Consider the following 18,828-nt stretch of genomic DNA (forward strand, 5'->3'; position numbering starts at 1 on the left):
GCACCGCCGCGACTTAGGTTTTGCTCCATTCAATGGAGGCATCAAATCCATGTTCGACAGCGACAGGGTGAGCGAAGAACTGCGGACGTTGAAGGTGGACGTTACCCGGCTGCTGAGCACGGCTGGCGAGGCGATGTTCGAGAGTTCGAAGGACCGTGCCCAGATTCTCGCCGATCAGATCAAGGCCGCGCTGGCCGAACTCGGCGAAACCGTCAGCGAAGATCAAGAGCAACTCCGTGACTTCCTCACGGAGCGCCCGGTCGCTTCGCTCGCGTCCGCCTTTGCGCTCGGCGTGGTGGTCGGCTTCATGCTGAGGAGGCACTAGGTGAATAGCGAGAATGTGGTCAAGCATCTGCGCGTCTTGTGGCGCACCGACAGGATCATCGCGGATATCCGGCTGCGCCACCTGCTGGTCGGACTTGGCCTGCGGGCCTTCGCCGCGCTGATCGCCGCATTCGGTCTCTTGATGCTGGAGCTGTCGGCCTATTTCGCCCTGGTCCAGATCTGGAGCGCGACCGCCGCGGCGGCCGTCCTCGGAACGATCAATTTCGCCATCGCTGCGGTTCTGTTCATCGTCGCCGGGCGCCCGCCATCCGGCCGCGACATCGAGCTCGCCAATGAGATCCACGGCACATCGATCGAGGCGCTTCAGGTCGAAGCCCGCGCGTTTCAGGCCGAATTGACCGGCGCGGTCCATCATCCGCTGAGCACGATCGTGCCGGTGCTGGTGCCGCTCATCGCGATCATCGTCAAGAACATGCGGAAGACCGCCAGAGAGAGCGCATCGGACGCAAGTTCCGAAGCGCGTCCGTAGCGAGCCGCCTCAGAGCTTCAGCCGGACGTCGCAGATATCTGGCTCGGTCGGATCCGGCTTGATCTCGAAGCCGAGCTGCCGGCACATCTCGAGCATCACGACGTTCTCCTTGAGCACGTCGCCCGAGATGGTCTTGAGGCCTTCCGATCTGGCATAGTCGATGATCAGCTGCATCAAGGCCCAGCCGAGGCCCCTGCCCTTGAGGTCGGAGCGCAGCAGGATCGCGTATTCGCCTCTCTCGTAGATCGAGTCCGAGTGCAACCGCACCACTCCGACCATCTCATTACTGTCGTCGAACGCAATGAACGCCATGGCCCGCGCATAGTCGAGCTGGGTCAGGCGCGCGATGAACTCGTGGGTGAACTCCTTCATCGGCGCGAAGAACCGGAGGCGAAGATCGTGCGGCGTGACGTGACGCAGGAATTCGTGGATGGTCGGTTCGTCCTCGGGGCGCAGGGGACGCACCGAGATGCGCCAGCCATCCTTGAGCGTAAAGCGACGCTCCCATTGCGACGGATAGGCACGGACGGCGAAATTTGCAGGCCCGGAGCCCGCGAATTTCCGCTGCGGCGGCCCCACGGCCACGCGGGCGTCGACGGCCGTCACGCCGGTTTCGTCGGCGAGCAGCGGGTTGATATCGAGCTCACGGATCTCGGGAATGTCCGCTGCCATCTGCGCCAACTTGACCAAGACCAAAGGGACGGCGTCCTGCTTGACGGCCGGCACGTCCCGGTAGGCGCGCAGCAATCGCGACACGCGCGTGCGCTCAATCAGATCACGGGCAAGCTGTAAATCAAGCGGCGGCAGCGCCAGAGCCTTGTCATTGATGATCTCAACCGCCGTCCCGCCGCGGCCGAATACGACGACGGTGCCGAACGTCGGATCATCGGCGAGACCCAAGATCAGCTCTCGCGCCTTGGCCTTGACCACCATTGCCTGCACAATGATGCCATCGATGCGGGCTTCGGGCCGCAACCTCTTCGCCCGCGCGAGAATCTCGGCGGCAGCCGCGCGTACCGCGGCCGGCGTCGTCAGATTGAGCACGACACCGCCGACGTCGGACTTGTGCACGATGTCGCGCGACAGGATCTTGAGCACGACGGTGGCGCCACGTGCGAATATCTCGTCCGCGTAGGCAACCGCCTGCTCGACATCTTCGGCCGTGTAGGTCGGCACCATGGCGATATCATAACACCCAAGCAGATGCTTGATCTCGACAGGCTCCAGCCATTTGCGCCCGTCGGCGATGACCGTCGTGACGATCTGCTTCGCGGCCGCAACATCGGGCACGAAAGTGTCGGGCATCGCCGGGGGAACCTGGCTCAGCTCGTCGACCACCTCGCGATGTCGGACCAAGTGCATGAAGCCGCGCACTGCATCATCTTCAGTCGGGTAGTTCGGAATGCCGGCGGCGGATAGCGTCGCAATGATCTCCTGATCAGCCCCGACCCAGGCCGCAAGCACAGGCTTGGCCCAACTGCGGTGCTTCTCGCGATATTTTTCGATGAGATCGGTCACAGTCGTCGCGATCTGGGCGGCCGATGCGATCGCAGTTTGTACGTTGAGCACCAGGACCGCATCATTGCCGGGATCGTCGAGCAGCACCTCCAGCGCAGCGGCGTAACGCGGCGCGTCGGCATCACCGACGATGTCGACGGGATTTGCGCCGGACCAGGTCGGCGGCAGCACCGCGTCGAGCCTCTGGCGCGCTTCCGGTGTCATGGGCGCGGGAATTCCGCCAAGGTCCGCGAGCCGATCAATCGCGAGGACGCCGATGCCACCACCATTGGTCAGAATCGCAAGGCGCTTTCCCGACGGCGACCCGACCCGGCCCAGGGTCTCGGCACAATCGAACAGCTCGCGCAGATCGGATACTCGAAGTACGCCGGCGCGGCGGAAGGCCGCATCATAGACCGCGTCGGCACCGGCGAGCGCACCTGTATGCGTGGCAGCCGCCTTCGCCCCCTGCGCCATGCGGCCGGACTTCACGACGACAACCGGCTTCACACGCGCCGCGGCGCGCGCCGCCGACATGAACTTCCGAGCGTCCTTGATGGCCTCGATATAGAGCAGGATCGCCCGCGTCTTATGGTCCATCGCGAAATAGTCGAGCAGATCCGCGATGTCGACGTCAATCTGATCACCGATGGTGACGATGCCCGAGAAGCCTACGCCGCGCTGCGCGGCCCAGTCCACCATGCCGGCTGCGATTGCGCCCGATTGCGAGATCAGCGCGAGGTTGCCTGCCGCCGGCATGTGCGCCGCGAAGGTCGCATTGAGGCTTGTGCCAGGCATCATGATGCCGAGACAGTTGGGACCGATCAGCCGCATGCCGTATTTGCGGGCGGCGACGATGGTGGCTTCCTGGAGCGAGCCCGGTCCCTGGCCAAGCCCCGCCGAAACGATCAGGGCGCCGGCCGAGCCAAGACGGCCGGCCTGATCGATGATGTCGGGAATCTGGCCTGCCGGCGCTGTAACGACGATGAGCTCAGGCACGAAGGACAATTGCGCCAGGCTGGCCACGGCGATCATGCCGTCGATCTCCGCATGGCGCGGGTTCACCAAGCCGAACGGCCCCTTGAACTCCGCCTTGCGAATGTTCTCCAGGACCGCACGCCCGACGGAAACCGGGCGGGAGCTTGCGCCGACCAGCGCAACTGACTGGGGCGACAACAGATTTTTAAGGCGGTAAGTCGACATGATCACAATCGTCCGATCGGGCAACGGGTCCGACAGAAGCTAGGCCCGACAGGATATGAGTTGAAACGCACCTAGTGCGACATCATCACCCAGCATGGTGGCTGGCCGATGACGGTCTTGGTCACGCCACCCCAGACGGTCTCGTTCAGGCGCGAGTGATGATAACCGCCCATGACGATGGCGTCGACCGCGTGGGATTGTGCCCAGCTCCCGAGCACCTTGCCGATCGAACTCCCGTCGCCCTTCACCGTTTCGAAGGACGCATAAATCCCGTGTTCCCTGAGATGATGGACGAGACTGTCGCCGGATTGCGCAATCGCTTCATCCTGATCGTCTGCCACGGTGACGACGTGTACCACGGTTGCCGCTTGCAGGATCGGCAATGCGTCGCCGACAGCGCGTGCGGCGCGCGCCGAGTGGTCCCAGGCAATCATGACATTCTCGAATTCCGGCCGTAACGTCGCCGCGTGCTCTTCCGGACACAGCAGCAACGGCCGCCCGGATTGGAACAGGAACGTTTCAATAAGGTTTTCGGTTCGGCTGTCGTGCGGCCTCACGGGGATCAAAGCGAGATCGCTGAAGCGCGCATGCTCGGCCAAGGTCGATGCAATCTGCTCAGCCGGCACCCTGCCCGATCGGCTTTGAGCTCGAATGCCGACACGCGAGGCCGCGTTGGTGAAGGCGTTCAAGAGTTGCTGCAACTCGCCCGCCTTGCCCACATGACCGAGTTCGGCGGACTCCGGGTCATCGGGGAGCACCACCTTCGGCCGCACGAAGGCGTCTTCCTCGAGCGCGAGCCCGGTGATCCTGGCGCCGAGATCGGCGGCAACGGCGATGCACTTCTCGATCGCGGCCAACGTGGGGGCGCGCGGCTCGCCAAAAAGCGGCAGAAAGACGTCCTTGATGGGCATCGGGATTCTCCTTGGCAACCAAAATAGGCTGGTTTTCGTTAGGCCTCTTGATTCTGGTCAAGGCGGGGAACTCCGCCCGGTCGAGCAGCGGCAGACGTTGACCGAGGTCAAGGACTGGCCGCTCCGTCATTCTATGGATATTTCAATCGGAGCGGTTCGCCCCGGAGAGATTTATGCGTGCAATGGTGTTGCCGACCTCGCGAGCGCGACTCCGAATGGAGGTACGTCCTGATCCAATCCCCGGGAATGGCCAGATCCGGGTGAAGATCAGCGCTTGCGGGGTGTGCCGGACCGACCTGCACGTCGTCGACGCCGAGTTGCCTGGTATTCGTTATCCGATTGTGCCTGGCCATGAGATCATTGGCCGGGTCGACCTCGTCGGCCCCAATGTTACAACACATGCGCCTGGTGATCGGGTCGGCATTCCCTGGCTCGGCTCTACGTGCGGAATCTGTCGATTCTGCCGGGACGGCATGGAAAACCTCTGCGACACTCCGCTGTTCACCGGCTACACGCGCGACGGCGGCTACGCGACGCACACCATCGCCGACGCGCGCTACGCGTTTCCACTGAACGAAGGCAGCAATGACGTGGAGATCGCACCTCTGCTGTGCGCTGGGCTGATCGGCTGGCGCTCGCTGGTGCTGGCTGGTCCTGCGGAGAGGCTCGGTCTCTATGGTTTTGGCGCGGCCGGCCATATCATCGCGCAAGTCGCGGTCTGGCAGAGACGATCTGTCTATGCATTCACGCGGCGCGGCGATGATGCCGCACAAACGCTCGCGCGACGTCTTGGTGCGGTCTGGGCGGGGGCGTCTGACGAGATACCGGCCGAACCGCTCGACGCCGCCATCATTTACGCACCAGCCGGCGAACTCGTTCCGGCCGCGTTGCGCGCCGTTCGAAAAGGCGGACGCGTCGTGTGCGCCGGCATCCACATGACCGACATCCCGAGCTTCCCGTATGGTTTGCTCTGGGAGGAACGGCAGTTGGTCTCGGTTGCCAATCTGACCCGGCAAGATGGCCTGGATTTTCTCAGGATCGCACCGCAGGCCGGCGTGCGCACCGAGACGACGGCATTTCCGCTGGATCAAGCCAACGACGTCCTCAGCATGCTACGGAACGGTCAGATTCTGGGTGCGGCCGTCCTGACGCCCTGAGGGTGCTTCGAATGCCTGCCTCGACGAAAGATCAAACAACCATCCAGGAACGGATCTTCCAAGCACTGGCTGGTCATCCAGGCGTGACGCGGATCGATACGCACGGCGCCTCGGTCTTTCTCGACGGCGATCGCGCGTTAAAGATCAAACGAGCGGTGCGATTTCCCTTCCTCGACTATTCGACGCTTGAGAAGCGCAAGGCGGCCTGCGAGGAGGAAATCCGGATCAACCGGCCATTGGCGCCGCAGATCTATCACGGCGTCATCGCGATCACCGAGGAGCCCGACGGTTCGGTGGCGGTCGACGGCCGTGGACGACCGATCGAGTATGCGGTCGACATGTCGCGCTTCGACGAAAACCGGACGCTGGACCATCTGGTCAAGGCCGGTCCGCTGGATGCAAACCTCTCCATGGCCGTCGCCGAGGCGATCGCAGCTTCGCACACCGCGACGTCGCCCGCCAACCGGGAGGAGTGGGTCTCTTCCATCCCCGCGCTGATCGATGGCAACAGCGCGGGGCTGCGAAGCGACAACCATTTCGACGCGGCAGCGATCGAACAACTCGGCAAAGCTTCGCGCGAGGCATTTGTACGCGTACGTCCCTTGCTCGAGGAACGCCATCGTCAGGGCTTCGTACGGCGCTGCCATGGCGATCTGCATCTCGCCAATATCGTGGTGATCGACCAGCGCCCCGTGCTGTTCGACGCCATCGAATTCGACGCACGGATGGCAACGGTCGACGTGCTCTACGACCTCGCATTCACGCTGATGGACCTGCTCCGTCACGACCAGCCCGTTGCCGCCAACGCCGTCTTGAACGGGTATCTTGCCGCGACACCGCCCGGAAATCTGGACGCGCTTGCCGCCTTGCCGTTGTTCATGTCGATCCGGGCTGCAATCCGCGCCCAGGTAGCCCTGGCGCGGTTGAAGCGCCCGCATGCCAGCGAGCCCGACATCCTAGATGATGCTCGCCGCTATTTCGACCTTGCGCGTAAGCTGATCCAGCCTGCCGCTCCCCGCCTGATCGCGGTGGGCGGACTGTCTGGCACCGGCAAGTCAGTTCTAGCGCGCGCGCTTGCGCCGACCGTCGGGCCGCAGCCGGGGGCCGTCGTGTTGCGGAGCGACGTCATTCGCAAGCAGATGTTCGGGGTCGCCGAGACGAAGCGGCTGCCGCCATCTGCCTATACGCCCGAGCTTGCCGAACGGGTCTACGCAACATTGGCCAGGCACACCCGCCGCATATTGGCGCAGGGCCATTCCGTGATCGTCGACGGCGTATTTGCCCGCGACTTCGAAAGAGACGCCTTCGCCAAGCTAGCCCGAGATTGCCACGTGCCCTTCACCGGCCTTTTCCTGGTCGCCGATCTGGCGACACGACAGGCCCGAATCGGTGGTCGCAGCAGTGATGCATCGGATGCCACGCAACAGGTTGCCGCGTTGCAAGAGCATTATAATATCGGCCACATCGGCTGGGCGACCATCGACGCGTCCGGAACGCAAGCGCAGACGCTCCAGAACTGCCGGGACGCGATCGCTAAGAATGGCAGGGCAATCTGATTGGCGCGGACTAGGATGGCGCGACCCACCAGGAGTTCGAAGGCGACCGCCGGTGCGAAGCGGGCAGCAAGCCGCAATACGCTGCCCGGCCGCCTGAACCCCGGCATGGCCTGCGACACAGCCTTCCGGATCATCGCGCGCCGTCACCTCGCAGCCGTCCTTGCCCAGCACGACAGCACCTGCCGTGGCGATCCCGACGCGCTGCACGAGATCCGAATCGCGCTGACGCATTTGCGGACTGCGATTCGCTTCTTTTCGCCTATGGTCGACGATGCGGTGCGCCCCGAAGTCTGGGCCGAGTTGAAGTGGCTGAATAGTCAGCTCGGCATGGTGCGCGACCTCGACGTCGCCATTGAACGCATCACGTCCGAGGCCGGCGGCGAACTAGCCGTCATCGCAGAACTCCAGCACTGGGACGAGAAGCGCGCCGAAAGCCATCGTCTGCTGGCCCGTGCGCTGCAATCGGCACGGTATCGTAGGCTGGTCGAACAGACCTCGAACTGGATCGAGAGCGGCCCCTGGTCGACGCGCCGTAGCAAAGTGGCCATCCGACTACGCCGCTGCCCGCTCGCCGAGCACGCGAGGGCTCAGCTGACCGAATGGGAAAGGACGCTGCTGAGGAGGGCCAAAAGGCTGCACAAGCTTGATGTCGAGAAGCGGCACAAGCTGCGGATTCTCAACAAGCGGCTGACCTATTCGATCGAGTCGCTCGAGGATTTGTTCGCAGGCACGTCACAGACGAAGCAGAAGTCGATCCTCAAGCAATTGCGCAAGGCGCAAAAATCCCTCGGACAGCTGAACGACGATGCGCGCGGCCAGACACTGGCCGCGTCGTTGAACGAGGCCGTTCCCGAAGCCGGCATCCGCTTTCTCGACCGCAAGCGGGAGAAGAAACTGTTGCAGATTGCTTCGACCGCGTATCGCAAGTTGAACAAGGCCAAGCCCCTCCGGTCCTCCGATCTGACGCCGGACGCGGAGCCTGAGGACTAGGTGCGGATGTAGTCGCCGGGAGCATCGGGCAGGCCGCCGAGATCGCCATATCCGATCGGCGGCGGATCACAGAGCGCGCCGGATCTCGCGACGAGCCACCGGATCCACTCCGGCCACCACGATCCCTCGACATGGGGCGCCAGCTTCAGCCATTCGTCCGGGCCGACATAGGGCGCGTCTGCAGCCTTGGTCATCACCTGATAGCTGTGCCCGGGCTCGTCGGGCGGCGCGACGACGCCTGCGTTGTGGCCGCCACTAGTCAACAGAAAGGTCAGATCAGCATCGACCTGATAGTGGAGCTTGTGCACAGATCGCCACGGCGCCACGTGATCGGTGATCGTACCGACCGCGAACATCGGCGCATGAATGTCGGAGAGCGAGATGCTCCGCCCTTCCACAAGGTAACGTCCTTCGGCGAGATCGTTGTCAAGGAACAGCTTACGCAGATATTCCGAATGCATGCGATAGGGCAATCGCGTTGCGTCCGCGTTCCAAGCCATCAGATCGCTCGGCGGCGCCGCGTCGCCCATCAGGTAGTCACGCGACAGCCGCGACCAGATCAGGTCGTTCGAACGCAGCAGCGCGAACGCACCGGCCATCTGCGCCGTATCCAGATAGCCTCGCTGCGACATCACGTCTTCAAGGAAGGCGACTTGGCTCTCATTGATGAAGAGCGTCAGCTCGCCCGCTTCGGTGAAGTCGGTCTGCGCCGCCAGAAGGGTGATGGTGCCCAGGCGATCATCGCCGTCGCGCGCCATTGCAGCGGCAGCAATGGACAACAAAGTGCCGCCAAGACAATAACCGAGCGCATGGGCCTTCTGCCCGGGCAGGATTCGGCCAATCGCATCCAGCGCGGCCATCACCCCCAGCTTGCGGTAGTCGTCAAACGCAACATTCCGATCTCTGGAGTCCGGATTGCGCCAGGAGATTGCAAACACGGTAAAGCCCTGATCGGTGAGAAATTTAACCAGCGAATTCTGCGGCGACAGATCGAGAATGTAGTATTTCATGATCCAGGCCGGCACGATCAGGATCGGCTCAGGCCGCACTCTTGCCGTCGTCGGATGATACTGGATCAATTCGATCAGCGCATTGCGGTGGACGACCTTGCCAGGCGACGCCGCAACCGTCTGGCCGACGACAAACTGATCATTTGCAGCGGGCTTTGCTTCCAAGAGCATCCGCATAAGATCGCCGCACCAATTCTGCCAGCCAAAGACAAAATTCTCTCCACCGCTTTGAAACGCCTTCTCCAACACCTCTGGGTTTGTTGCGGCGAAATTCGACGGGGCAAGCATGTCCAGCACCTGACGCATCGAGAATTCGACGATGGCTTCGTTCGCATGCGAGACGCCTCGCACACCCGATGTAGCATCGTGCCACCAGCGCTCGCCAAGCAGAAACGCCTGCGCAAGAAGATTGAAGGGCGGCGCTTCCCATTGCGGCTCCCTGAAACGACGGTCCCGCTTCTCCGGCCGGATCACCGACCAGGGTGCTGGCCCCGCTGCCGTCGCGTGCGTAGCTGCTTCCAGCAACCGGCTGCTATCACGAATGACGTTGTTGGCGATCTCCATCCGTCGCTGCGGCGCCCACGCGAGATGGGAACTCCAATCGAGCCAGGCCAGCATCAATGCGGTCGGCGAAAGCCCGCCCGTGAACCGCGCCAGCATCGCATGGAACATGCGGTCTAGAGGATAGCATTCGGACGCCGGCTCGGCGGTCGACGTCTTGCCGGTTGAATTTGTGCTTGTTGCAGACGAGGCGGCGCCAACAACCGGCTCGACGGATGACGCTGGCAACACCGGCTCTGCCGTCCGAGGAAGGGTCTGTACGATGCTCATGGCCAAGGGTTCTCGTGCGCTTCTGCTGATTGCGCAGCAGGATATGGCTTCCCGCCCGGGAAACGTTGAGCTGCATCAATTGCAGAGGTTGACCGCAATCGCTCAACCATCGACCTACCGAGCCCATGACTTGACATGCGTCAAACCATACTGCCGGGCACGATCTAGATTTCAGCTATCAAAATTCGACAAGCTAGCGGAGCATTCCATGCGCGCCCACCAGATCATGACCCGGTCGGTTATCTCGGTCACACCCGATACCAGCATCGTCGAAGCGGCCAACATCATGTTGAAGCGTCATGTCAGCGGCCTTACCGTGGTCGACGACGGTGGCAAGCTGGTCGGCGTGGTCTCGGAAGGCGACTTCATCCGCCGAAGCGAGATCGGTACCGGGCGCAAACGCGGACGCTGGTTGCAGTTCATCCTCGGGCCCGGCAAGTCGGCCAGCGACTTCGTCCACGAGCACGGCCGCAAGGTTTCCGAGGTGATGACCGCATCGCCAGTAACCATCACCGAGGATACTGCGCTCGCCGAGATCGTCGAGCTGATGGAACAGAACAACGTGAAGCGCCTTCCGGTGGTCCGCGGCGACAAGGTCGTCGGTATCGTGTCGCGCGCCAACCTGCTGCAGGCAGTCGCTGGCCTCGCCCGCGAGGTGCCGGATCCGACTGCCGACGACGATCACATCCGCAGTCGCATCATCGATGCCATGGAGAAGAACGACTGGTGCCCATTCGGGCTGAACGTCATCGTGCGCGACGGCATCGTTCACTTGAGCGGCGTCATCACCGAGGAGCGGGCGCGACAGGCTGCGGTCGTCGCCGCCGAGAACGTCGAGGGCGTCAAAAAGGTGCACGACCATCTCTGCTGGGTCGACACCATGTCAGGCGTCTATCTGAACTCGCCCGAGGATGACGATCTCGCCAAAGCAAGCTGAGACGGGTACTTGCGCGAGAATCTACTCAGCGAGGAATGACGGCGGTGGCCTCGATCTCGACGCGCGCCGCCTTCTCGACCAGACGCACGACCTGGACCAGCGCCATCGCTGGATAGTGCGCACCGAAGATTGCGCGGTAGATCTTGCCGAGCTCCTTCAGGTTTGTCAGGTATTCCTCCATGTCGACGACGTACCAGGTCAAGCGCACCAGATGCTCGGGCCGCGCACCGGCCTCGGCCAAAATCTCGGCAATGTTGGTCAGGGTCTGGCGCACCTGCGCTAGAAAGCCGGCGGCGAGACGCTCCTGGGCATCCCAACCGATCACACCACCCGTGACGACAATGCGTCCCTCGACGGCCATGCCGTTGGCATAACCCTTCGGCATCGGCCAGCCGGAGGGCTGGAGCACCTGCGCCGTGGGGCTGGCATCATCCTCGGCAGCAGTTGGTAGCACTGCAAGCTGTGGGCCTTTCGGCGTTGTCACGGACAATTCTTGATCCTTTATCTCATTCTGCCGCGACGCCCGAGGACGTACCAGCCGCCTGCGCCAGTTGTCGCAAGGCGAAGCGCTTCAATTTGCCGGTCTCGGTCTTCGGCAGCTGTGTCACGAACTCGATCGCGCGCGGGTACTTGTACGGCGCGATCTCGCGTTTGACATGTTCCTGCAACTCGGCCGCGAGCTTTGCATCCGGCGTCACGCCGGGGGCGGGTATGACATAGGCCTTCACGATCATTCCGCGCGCCTCGTCCGGCGCACCGACGACCCCGCACTCGGCAACCGCTGGATGCGTGAGCAAGGCCGCTTCCACATCCGTACCCGCGATATTGTAACCGGCTGACACGATCATGTCGTCTGAGCGCGACTGGTACCAGAAGTAGCCGTCGGTATCCATCAAATAGGTGTCACCGGTGATGTTCCACCCGTTCTGGACGTATTTGCGTTGTCGCTCGTCGGCGAGATAACGACAGCCGGTCGGCCCGCGCACGGCGAGCTTTCCTATCGTGCCTGGCGGCAACTCGTTGCCATCGTCATCGACGATCTTTGCCTCATAGCCGGGAACGGGCTTGCCGGTGGCGCCGGGACGAATCTCGTCCTCGGTCGCACTGATGAAGATGTGAAGCAACTCGGTCGAGCCGATGCCGTCCATCAGCTTGATGCCGGTCGCTTTCAGCCAGGCGTCGAATGTCGGCTTGGGCAACGTCTCGCCGGCGGACACGCACTTTCGCAGTGAAGAGATGTCGCGGCCTGCGAGCTTGCCGATCATGGCGCGGTAAGCCGTCGGCGCCGTGAAGCAGACCGTGATCTTGTACTTTTCGATCGCCGAAAGGATGTCATCGGGCGTCGTCTTCTCCAGCACAACAAACGACGCGCCGATATGCATCGGGAACAGTACGCCACCGAAACCGAAGGTGAACGCAAGCGGCGCTGAGCCGACGAAGCGATCCCTCTGCTCGGCCCGCAAGATGTTGCGCGCATAGCCGTCGCACACCGCTAGCATGTCGCGGTGGAAATGCATGGTGCCCTTAGGATCGCCCGTCGTGCCCGACGTAAAGGCTATCAGACAGATATCGTCGGCTGCAGTATCAACCGCCGTGAACTCAGCGCTGGCATCCGCGATCAGCGCCTCTAGCGAGTCCGGGGCGCCATTACCCCAATAGACCACATGCTTGAGACCTGGTGCGGCCAGCTTCGCCTTCTCCATCTCATCGGCAAGCTTTCCGTCACAGAGCGCGAGCGCGATCTCCGCCTTCTGAATCGGATAGGATAGCTCCTTGGCGCGCAGCAACGGCATTGTCGCCACGCAGATGCCGCCGGCCTTGATCACTGCGAGATAGGTCGCGACCATCATCGGACTGTTGGCGGAGCGCAGCAGCACGCGCCCGCCGGTGACGAGTCCGAGTTTGCCGACCAGCACATTGGCGATGCGGTTCACGAGCGCCTGCAACTCGCGATAGGTGTAGCTGACGGCGGGACTGATGACACAGGGCGCATCCCCGTGCCCCTGCTCGACCCAGCGATCGAGGAAATAGCTGACGCAGTTCAATCGCGCCGGATAGTGCAGCTCCGGACGCGTGAAGATGAACTCCGGCCAGAGCTCAGACGGCGGCAGATGCTGCCGCGCAAACCTATCGACATGAGCGGTCGCAGCATCGCCGTCATGCGAGCCCGACACTTGAACCTTGGCAGCGTTGGCCATCGCACGCTCCTTTGCGCATGGAAAGCACCCGGCAGCACCATCTGGAAAACATTTTATGCTTAAAACAATTTTGCGCAATAGCGGATTTTGGGCATCCCTCCATTTTCGTGCGGACACGCCGGCCGGTGGACTTAAGGCTTGCGACGCACAGCAGATTTCTGCGCCGACGCCTTGGTCTTGGCCAGCAGCCGCATCAGCTCGCGGACATCCTTGGGCGTCAGGTCGGCAAAGAGATCGGCGATCCAGGTCTCGTGTTCCGAGGCCATCCTGCGAAACTCGGCACGACCAAGCTTGGTGAGGCGGATCACCTGGACGCGGCGGTCAGTCTCCGAGGTGCGGCGGTCGAGATGGCCGGATTCCACGAGGCGTTCGACCAGGCCAGTGACATTGCCATTGGACACCATCATGCGCTTTGAGACGTCCGACAGCGTCATGCCGTCGGGCGCCTTGTCGAGCTGCGCCATCAGATCGAAACGCGGAAGCGTAACGTCGAACCGCTGCCGCAGCCGGCCACGGACCTCGCCCTCGATCAGGGTCGTGCAGGTGAGCAGACGCAACCACAGCCGGAGCTCTTCGGCATGGTCCTCCGGAGTCTCGACAGCCTTGGTCTCGGAATCGAGCATTTCGATGCAATCATTCACGGCCGGCATATTGGCGCCGGCCCGGATTCCCCAACGTTTTGAGCTTCAAATAAATCGACGCCGGCCGCAAGCCCAAAGCTGCAACAATCGACCGCACACGAATTTCTTTAGGCTTCAAATAATTGGCGCGCCGTTTGCATGCGCCGCTGCCCGCACGATGGCGGCGCCTGAGCTTGGCTTGCCGCGAGCGCCGTCGTCGGCATAAGCTTGGCTCGGAGTACGCAGCTTGCAGCGCAAGCGCAAATCGTTACGGGGGATCAATCATGAAGTCGCAACTGACCTTGGCCGCAGCCGCATTTCTTCTCGGCACCGCGATGAGCCCGGCGCTCGCGCAGGAGAAGATCAAGCTAGGCGTGATCGTAACCCTCTCCGGACCCGCCGCAGCCCTTGGTCAGCAAGTTCGCGACGGCTTTGCGCTCGCGGTGAAGGATCTCGGCAGCAAGATGGGGGGCCGTGATGTCGAAGTGGTCGTGGCCGACGACGAACTCAAACCCGATGCGGCTGTGACCAAGGTGAAGGGCCTGCTTGAGCGCGATAAGGTCGACTTCGTGGTCGGACCGATCTTCTCTAACATCCTCCAGGCGATCCACCGACCGGTCACGGAATCCAAGACTTATCTGATCAGCCCCAATGCGGGTCCGTCGACCTTCGCAGGCAAGGACTGCAACCCGTTCTTCTATGTGACGTCCTATCAGAATGACCAGGTCCACGAGATCCTCGGCAAGGTCGCGCAGGATCGCGGCTACAAGCGGATGTATCTGATGGTGCCGAACTATCAGGCGGGCAAGGATTCGGTCGCCGGCTTCAAGCTCGACTACAAGGGCGAGATCGTCGAAGAATCCTACATGCCGCTCAACACGCTGGACTTCCAACCGGAGCTGTCCAAAATTGCGTCGCAGAAGCCTGATGCGCTCTTCACGTTCATGCCGGGCGGCCTCGGCGTCAACCTCGTCAAGCAGTACAAGCAGGCCGGACTCGCCGACAGCATCCCCGTGCTCTCGGCCTTCACGGTGGATGAATCCACCCTGCCGGCGCAGCAGGATGCGGCCGTCGGCATGTTCGGCGGCGCGAACTGGGCACCCAATCTCGACAATCCCCAGAACAAAAAGTTCGTGGCCGCCTACGAGGCCGCCTATAACAGCGTGCCTGGCACCTATGCCATGCAGGGGTATGACGCTGCGATGCTGATCGACAGCGCGGTCAAGGGAGCGAAGGGCGACCTCTCCAACAAGGACGCCGTTGGGGCTGCCCTGAAGAAGGCAGACTTCACGTCGCTGCGCGGTTCGTTCAAGTTCAACGCCAATGGCTATCCGATCCAGGATTTTTACCTGACCAAGGTCGCCAAGCGTCCGGACGGCAAGTTCCAGACCGAGATCGTTCAGAAGGTTTTCGAGAATTACGGGGACCGTTACGCCAAGGATTGCAAGGCGGTGAACTAAAGCCGCACGTCGCATCAAGGGAGGAATACGATGAAGAGCGAAATCACCGGCATCACGCGGGCTAACGAGGGTATCCAGGGCATTTCCTGGAACATCCTGGGCCAGACCTATGTGCCAAAGAGCAACAGCGAGACCAGCTTCTCCTGGCACGCGACGTTGCCACCGGGCACATTCGTGCCGCCGCACATCCATCCCGACCAGGACGAATATCTCTACATGCTGGAGGGCAAGCTCGACTTCGTGCTTGGCAATTCAGAGGCGCAAGCGACGCCCGGTGACCTGATCCGTCTCGGCATGGGCGTGCCGCACGGCATCTTCAACAAGTCGGACCAAACCGCAAAAGTACTGTTCTGGGTGTCGCCGACCAAAAAGCTGTTCGACCTATTCTGGGGCCTTCACAACATGAAGGAGCAGAAGCCGGAGGACGTTGTGGCGATGGCCGCCGAGTACAACATCCATTTCCTGCCGCCGCCTCCCGGCGCCGGCTAGCAGCAACTTCAGGCGCGCACCGCCGCGAGTCCCGGGACCGCGGCGAAGCCGGCCTTGGTGGCATAGCCACGCACGATCGCCTCGCGCTGGGAATAGCTCAGGACGTTGTCGATATTGTCGAAGCCGTCGGGCGCGAGCTGCTCGACGGCGTCGATGACGCCCTCGGGGCCGCCACGGCGATTGGAGCGGACGATGTCTGCCGTCATCGGCAGGCGCTTCTTCTCGTATTCCATCAACGCCTGGAGAGGATGCTCGGCGCGGATAAGCGCGTCGGCGAGGCAGCGCGCATCGAGGATCGCCTGCGAGGCGCCGTTGGAGCCGACCGGATACATGGGATGCGCAGCATCGCCGAGCAGCGTGACGCGCCCGGACGACCAATAGGGCAAGGGATCGCGGTCGCAGGTCGGATATTCATAGAACTCCGGCGTCGCCGAAATCAGGCTCTTCACGTCGATGTAGGGCACCGAGAAGCGCGCGACATGCGGCATCAGCTCCTCACGCCGGCCCGGCCTTGACCAGTCTTCCTTGCGTGGCGGCGGCGCATTGCCCTCACCCACTTTCACCAGTACCGCCCAATTGGTGAGACGGCTCGCCGGGCTCGATCCCTCCGCGATCGGATAGACGACCACCTTGGCATTAAGGCCACCGGCTACAATCATCGATTTTCCGGTGAGAAACAACGGCCAATCGCGCGCACCGCGCCAGAGCATCAGGCCGTTCCAGCAGGGCGGCCCTTCCTTTGGGAACAGCGTGTCGCGGACGCGCGAATGAATGCCGTCGGCGCCAATGAGGATATCGCCACGAGCGGTGCGGATGTGCGATCCCGCACGATCGAAGAAGTAAGCCGTCACGCCGCCTTCGTCCTGCGTGAACGCGCCGAGCCGGCAACCGGTGTGAATTGCTTCCGGACCGAGCCGCTCCTCGACGGCGCGATGGATGACGCCCTGGAGGCGGCCGCGATGGATCGAGAATTGCGGCACGTCGTGTCCGGCATCGATGCCTCGGGCTTCGCGCCAGACCTCCTGGCCATGGCGGTTGAGGTAGTAAAGCTGGTCAGTACGGATCGCGACGTCGTCGAGCTTTTGCAGCAGACCAAGGCCGGCAAGCTCACGCATGGCATGCGGCAGCGTGTTGATGCCGACGCCGAGCTCGCGGATCGTATCGGATTGCTCGAAGATCTCACACCCCATACCGCGAGCCCGCAACATCAAAGCCGTGGTGAGACCACCGATACCGCCACCGACGATAATCGCCTTCATCGCCCTCAACTCCACTCGATACACAGGCAACCGGGTTAGCGTCGCACGGCCGGTGACCCCGCTGCAAGCGGCTTTGTCGTCTCCGCCTCGACGCGGCCCGGGGTCTTGGGCTTAGCCTTAATTGCGGCCGAAACCGCCGCTCAGTCGCCCCTGAAGACCGGCTTGACCTTGTTGGCGAAAGCATGAAAAGCGCGCTCGAAATCGGCCGTCGTCATGCACAGGGCCTGGGCAACGGCCTCCGCTTCGATAGCCTCCTCGACCGACATCGCCCATTCCATCGCCAGCATGCGCTTGGTCATGGTGTTGCCGAAGGTCGGCCCTTCCGCGACCTGCTTGGCCAGCAGCTGCGCCTGGGTCAGCACCTGCTCAGGCGTGACAATGCGGCTGAAGAAGCCCCAGCGCTCGCCCTCTTCCGCGGTCATGAACCGGCCGGTGTACAGAAGCTCGGAGGCGCGGGACTGGCCGATGATCCGCGGCAGGATCGCGCAGGCGCCCATGTCACAGCCGGCAAGACCGACCTTGTTGAACAGGAACGCCACCTTGGCTCCGCTCGCAGCGAGCCGCATGTCCGACGCCATGGCAATGATCGCGCCGGCACCGGCGCAAATGCCTTCGACCGCGGCCACGATCGGCTGCGGGCAGGCCCGCATCGCCTTGACCAGATCACCTGTCATCCGCGTGAAGGCGGTCAGCCCCTTTGTATCCATCTTCACCAGCGGTCCGATGATCTCGAACACGTCGCCGCCAGACGAGAAATTACCGCCCGCGCCGGTGACGACGATGGATTTCACCGCGTCGTCAAACGCGCACGCACGAAAAAAATCCGTCAGCTCGCGATAACTCTCGAATGTCAGTGGATTCTTCCGCTCCGGACGGTTGAGCGTCACGGTGGCAACGCCCTCGACAACGGCCAGCAGAAAGTGTTGCGGCGAATAGTCCGCAAGCGGCACGGTGACGGGATTGGCTGGTCTGCTCATGCGATCTCCTTGGCTTCCTTGTTCCGCACCTGCGCCACGACGCTAGATTTCGCCCCCAGCGACCGCGATCGCCTGCCCGGTGATCGCGCCGGCGTTCTCGCTGCACAACCAGAGCACAGCATTCGACACTTCCTGCGGCGTGATCAGACGCCCCTGCGGATTGTGCTTCGCGAGCTCGGCGATCGCCTGCTCGCGGGTTCGCCCGGTCTTCTTCATGATGTTGTCGATGCTGCCGGCGACGAGATCCGTGTCGGTGAAGCCAGGGCAGACAGCATTCACGGTCACGTTGCTGCCGGCGATCTCCAGCGCAAGCGAGCGTACAAGACCGACCACAGCGTGCTTTGCCGCCGTGTACGCACTCACATATGCATAACCCTTGAGGCCGGCCGTCGATGCAATCGCCACGATGCGTCCATAGGGACGGTCCTTCATGTCAGGCAACACAGCGCTGATGGCATGGACAACGCCCATGAAATTGACATCCATCATACGCGCAAAAAGGGCACTGTCGGATTTCGCGAACGGCGCGGATTCGGCGCTGCCAGCATTTGCGATCAGGATATCGATCGGCTTTCGCGCGTTCGCCGTGGCGATGGCGACCCTCATCGCAGCTTCGTCCGAGACGTCTGCAACGGCGGAATGATGCGCGGCACCGGCTTTGATCGCTTCCTCGAGAGACGCAGCATTCCGGCCAAGCACGGTCACGGTGGCGCCGGCGCCGACAAGAGCCGCGGCAATCGCCCGGCCGATGCCGCGACCGCCTCCGGTCACCAGCGCGTGCGGCGAATGCGGCAGTCCGGACATGCGCTTGCTCCCTCAAGATCTGCCAGTCGTTCCCCTCGATATATTTTAACCTTCAAGCTTTTGCAACGAAAGCGCCGATTGATGCTGCGCATGCCAATACGCGGAAGAGCGGCCC

General features: G+C 62.6%; 17 protein-coding genes. 8 read left to right on the forward strand and 9 right to left on the reverse strand.

From position 1 onward, the window contains the following. The first annotated feature begins 49 nt into the window (after window positions 1–49). Together XH98_RS00340 and XH98_RS00345 are read left to right on the forward strand one after the other, a co-directional pair. Window positions 50–325 carry a hypothetical protein gene (locus XH98_RS00340; protein ID WP_271617417.1) on the forward strand — a complete coding sequence of 92 codons (276 nt, stop codon included), beginning with the start codon at window positions 50–52 and terminating at the stop codon, window positions 323–325. After that, window positions 326–814 carry a phage holin family protein gene (locus XH98_RS00345; RefSeq protein WP_271617418.1) on the forward strand — a complete coding sequence of 163 codons (489 nt, stop codon included), beginning with the start codon at window positions 326–328 and terminating at the stop codon, window positions 812–814. A 9-nt stretch (window positions 815–823) separates the two neighbouring features. On the opposite strand, the gene XH98_RS00350 is transcribed toward XH98_RS00345, so the two are convergent. Beyond that, a complete protein-coding gene (locus XH98_RS00350) occupies window positions 824–3,514 on the reverse strand; it encodes a bifunctional acetate--CoA ligase family protein/GNAT family N-acetyltransferase (protein ID WP_271617419.1) in 2,691 nt (896 codons plus the stop codon). Between the two features lie 71 nt (window positions 3,515–3,585). Next, window positions 3,586–4,425, reverse strand: coding sequence for a universal stress protein (locus XH98_RS00355; RefSeq protein WP_271617420.1), 840 nt, complete (start codon window positions 4,423–4,425; stop codon window positions 3,586–3,588). Between the two features lie 173 nt (window positions 4,426–4,598). On the opposite strand from XH98_RS00355, the gene XH98_RS00360 reads away from it, so the two are divergent. The 3 genes from XH98_RS00360 to XH98_RS00370 are packed head-to-tail and all read left to right on the forward strand — an operon-like array spanning window position 4,599 to window position 8,128. Continuing rightward, the gene (locus XH98_RS00360) at window positions 4,599–5,582 is read left to right on the forward strand and encodes a zinc-dependent alcohol dehydrogenase family protein (protein ID WP_271617421.1); all 984 of its coding nucleotides are present in this window, start codon (window positions 4,599–4,601) and stop codon (window positions 5,580–5,582) included. Window positions 5,583–5,593: 11 nt separating this feature from the next. Beyond that, the gene (locus tag XH98_RS00365; protein ID WP_271617726.1) at window positions 5,594–7,138 is read left to right on the forward strand and encodes a bifunctional aminoglycoside phosphotransferase/ATP-binding protein; all 1,545 of its coding nucleotides are present in this window, start codon (window positions 5,594–5,596) and stop codon (window positions 7,136–7,138) included. Window positions 7,139–7,153: 15 nt separating this feature from the next. Continuing rightward, entirely contained in the window at window positions 7,154–8,128 is a 975-nt protein-coding gene (locus XH98_RS00370; RefSeq protein ID WP_271617422.1) for a CHAD domain-containing protein, read from the forward strand. Here the strand turns inward: XH98_RS00370 and XH98_RS00375 are convergent. Beyond that, window positions 8,125–9,969 carry a PHA/PHB synthase family protein gene (locus XH98_RS00375; protein WP_271617423.1) on the reverse strand — a complete coding sequence of 615 codons (1,845 nt, stop codon included), beginning with the start codon at window positions 9,967–9,969 and terminating at the stop codon, window positions 8,125–8,127. The two genes, XH98_RS00370 and XH98_RS00375, sit on opposite strands and share 4 nt — an antisense overlap. A 208-nt stretch (window positions 9,970–10,177) precedes the next feature. Here XH98_RS00375 and XH98_RS00380 point away from each other — a divergent pair, with 208 nt between their 5' ends. After that, on the forward strand, window positions 10,178–10,906 hold the full coding sequence (locus XH98_RS00380) for a CBS domain-containing protein (RefSeq protein ID WP_271617424.1): 729 nt from the start codon (window positions 10,178–10,180) through the stop codon (window positions 10,904–10,906). A gap of 25 nt (window positions 10,907–10,931) precedes the next feature. Here XH98_RS00380 and XH98_RS00385 read toward each other — a convergent pair whose 3' ends face one another. The 3 genes from XH98_RS00385 to XH98_RS00395 all read right to left on the reverse strand — a co-directional run bounded on the left by XH98_RS00385 (window position 10,932) and on the right by XH98_RS00395 (window position 13,754). Beyond that, window positions 10,932–11,390: a RidA family protein gene (locus XH98_RS00385; RefSeq protein ID WP_271617425.1), complete on the reverse strand. Its 459-nt coding sequence runs from the start codon at window positions 11,388–11,390 to the stop codon at window positions 10,932–10,934. Between the two features lie 22 nt (window positions 11,391–11,412). Further along, window positions 11,413–13,104 (reverse strand): benzoate-CoA ligase family protein, encoded by a 1,692-nt coding sequence (locus tag XH98_RS00390; RefSeq protein ID WP_271617426.1) that lies wholly within the window; start codon window positions 13,102–13,104, stop codon window positions 11,413–11,415. A 131-nt stretch (window positions 13,105–13,235) separates the two neighbouring features. Beyond that, window positions 13,236–13,754: a MarR family winged helix-turn-helix transcriptional regulator gene (locus tag XH98_RS00395; RefSeq protein ID WP_271617427.1), complete on the reverse strand. Its 519-nt coding sequence runs from the start codon at window positions 13,752–13,754 to the stop codon at window positions 13,236–13,238. Between the two features lie 254 nt (window positions 13,755–14,008). On the opposite strand from XH98_RS00395, the gene XH98_RS00400 reads away from it, so the two are divergent. Next, window positions 14,009–15,184 carry an ABC transporter substrate-binding protein gene (locus XH98_RS00400; protein WP_271617428.1) on the forward strand — a complete coding sequence of 392 codons (1,176 nt, stop codon included), beginning with the start codon at window positions 14,009–14,011 and terminating at the stop codon, window positions 15,182–15,184. 30 nt (window positions 15,185–15,214) lie between these two features. After that, window positions 15,215–15,673, forward strand: a complete 459-nt coding sequence (locus tag XH98_RS00405) for a cupin domain-containing protein (protein WP_220000969.1) — start codon at window positions 15,215–15,217, stop codon at window positions 15,671–15,673. Between the two features lie 8 nt (window positions 15,674–15,681). Here XH98_RS00405 and XH98_RS00410 read toward each other — a convergent pair whose 3' ends face one another. From XH98_RS00410 to XH98_RS00420, 3 genes are all read right to left on the reverse strand, one after another. Further along, entirely contained in the window at window positions 15,682–16,932 is a 1,251-nt protein-coding gene (locus XH98_RS00410) for a flavin-dependent oxidoreductase (protein WP_271617429.1), read from the reverse strand. Between the two features lie 140 nt (window positions 16,933–17,072). Further along, a complete protein-coding gene (locus tag XH98_RS00415) occupies window positions 17,073–17,909 on the reverse strand; it encodes an enoyl-CoA hydratase family protein (RefSeq protein WP_271617430.1) in 837 nt (278 codons plus the stop codon). A gap of 42 nt (window positions 17,910–17,951) precedes the next feature. Beyond that, entirely contained in the window at window positions 17,952–18,713 is a 762-nt protein-coding gene (locus XH98_RS00420; RefSeq protein ID WP_271617431.1) for an SDR family NAD(P)-dependent oxidoreductase, read from the reverse strand. Window positions 18,714–18,828 lie beyond the last annotated feature (115 nt).

The sequence above is a fragment of the Bradyrhizobium sp. CCBAU 51745 genome (genome assembly GCF_028128715.1).
In the GTDB taxonomy this organism is placed as follows: Bacteria; Pseudomonadota; Alphaproteobacteria; order Rhizobiales; family Xanthobacteraceae; genus Bradyrhizobium; species Bradyrhizobium manausense.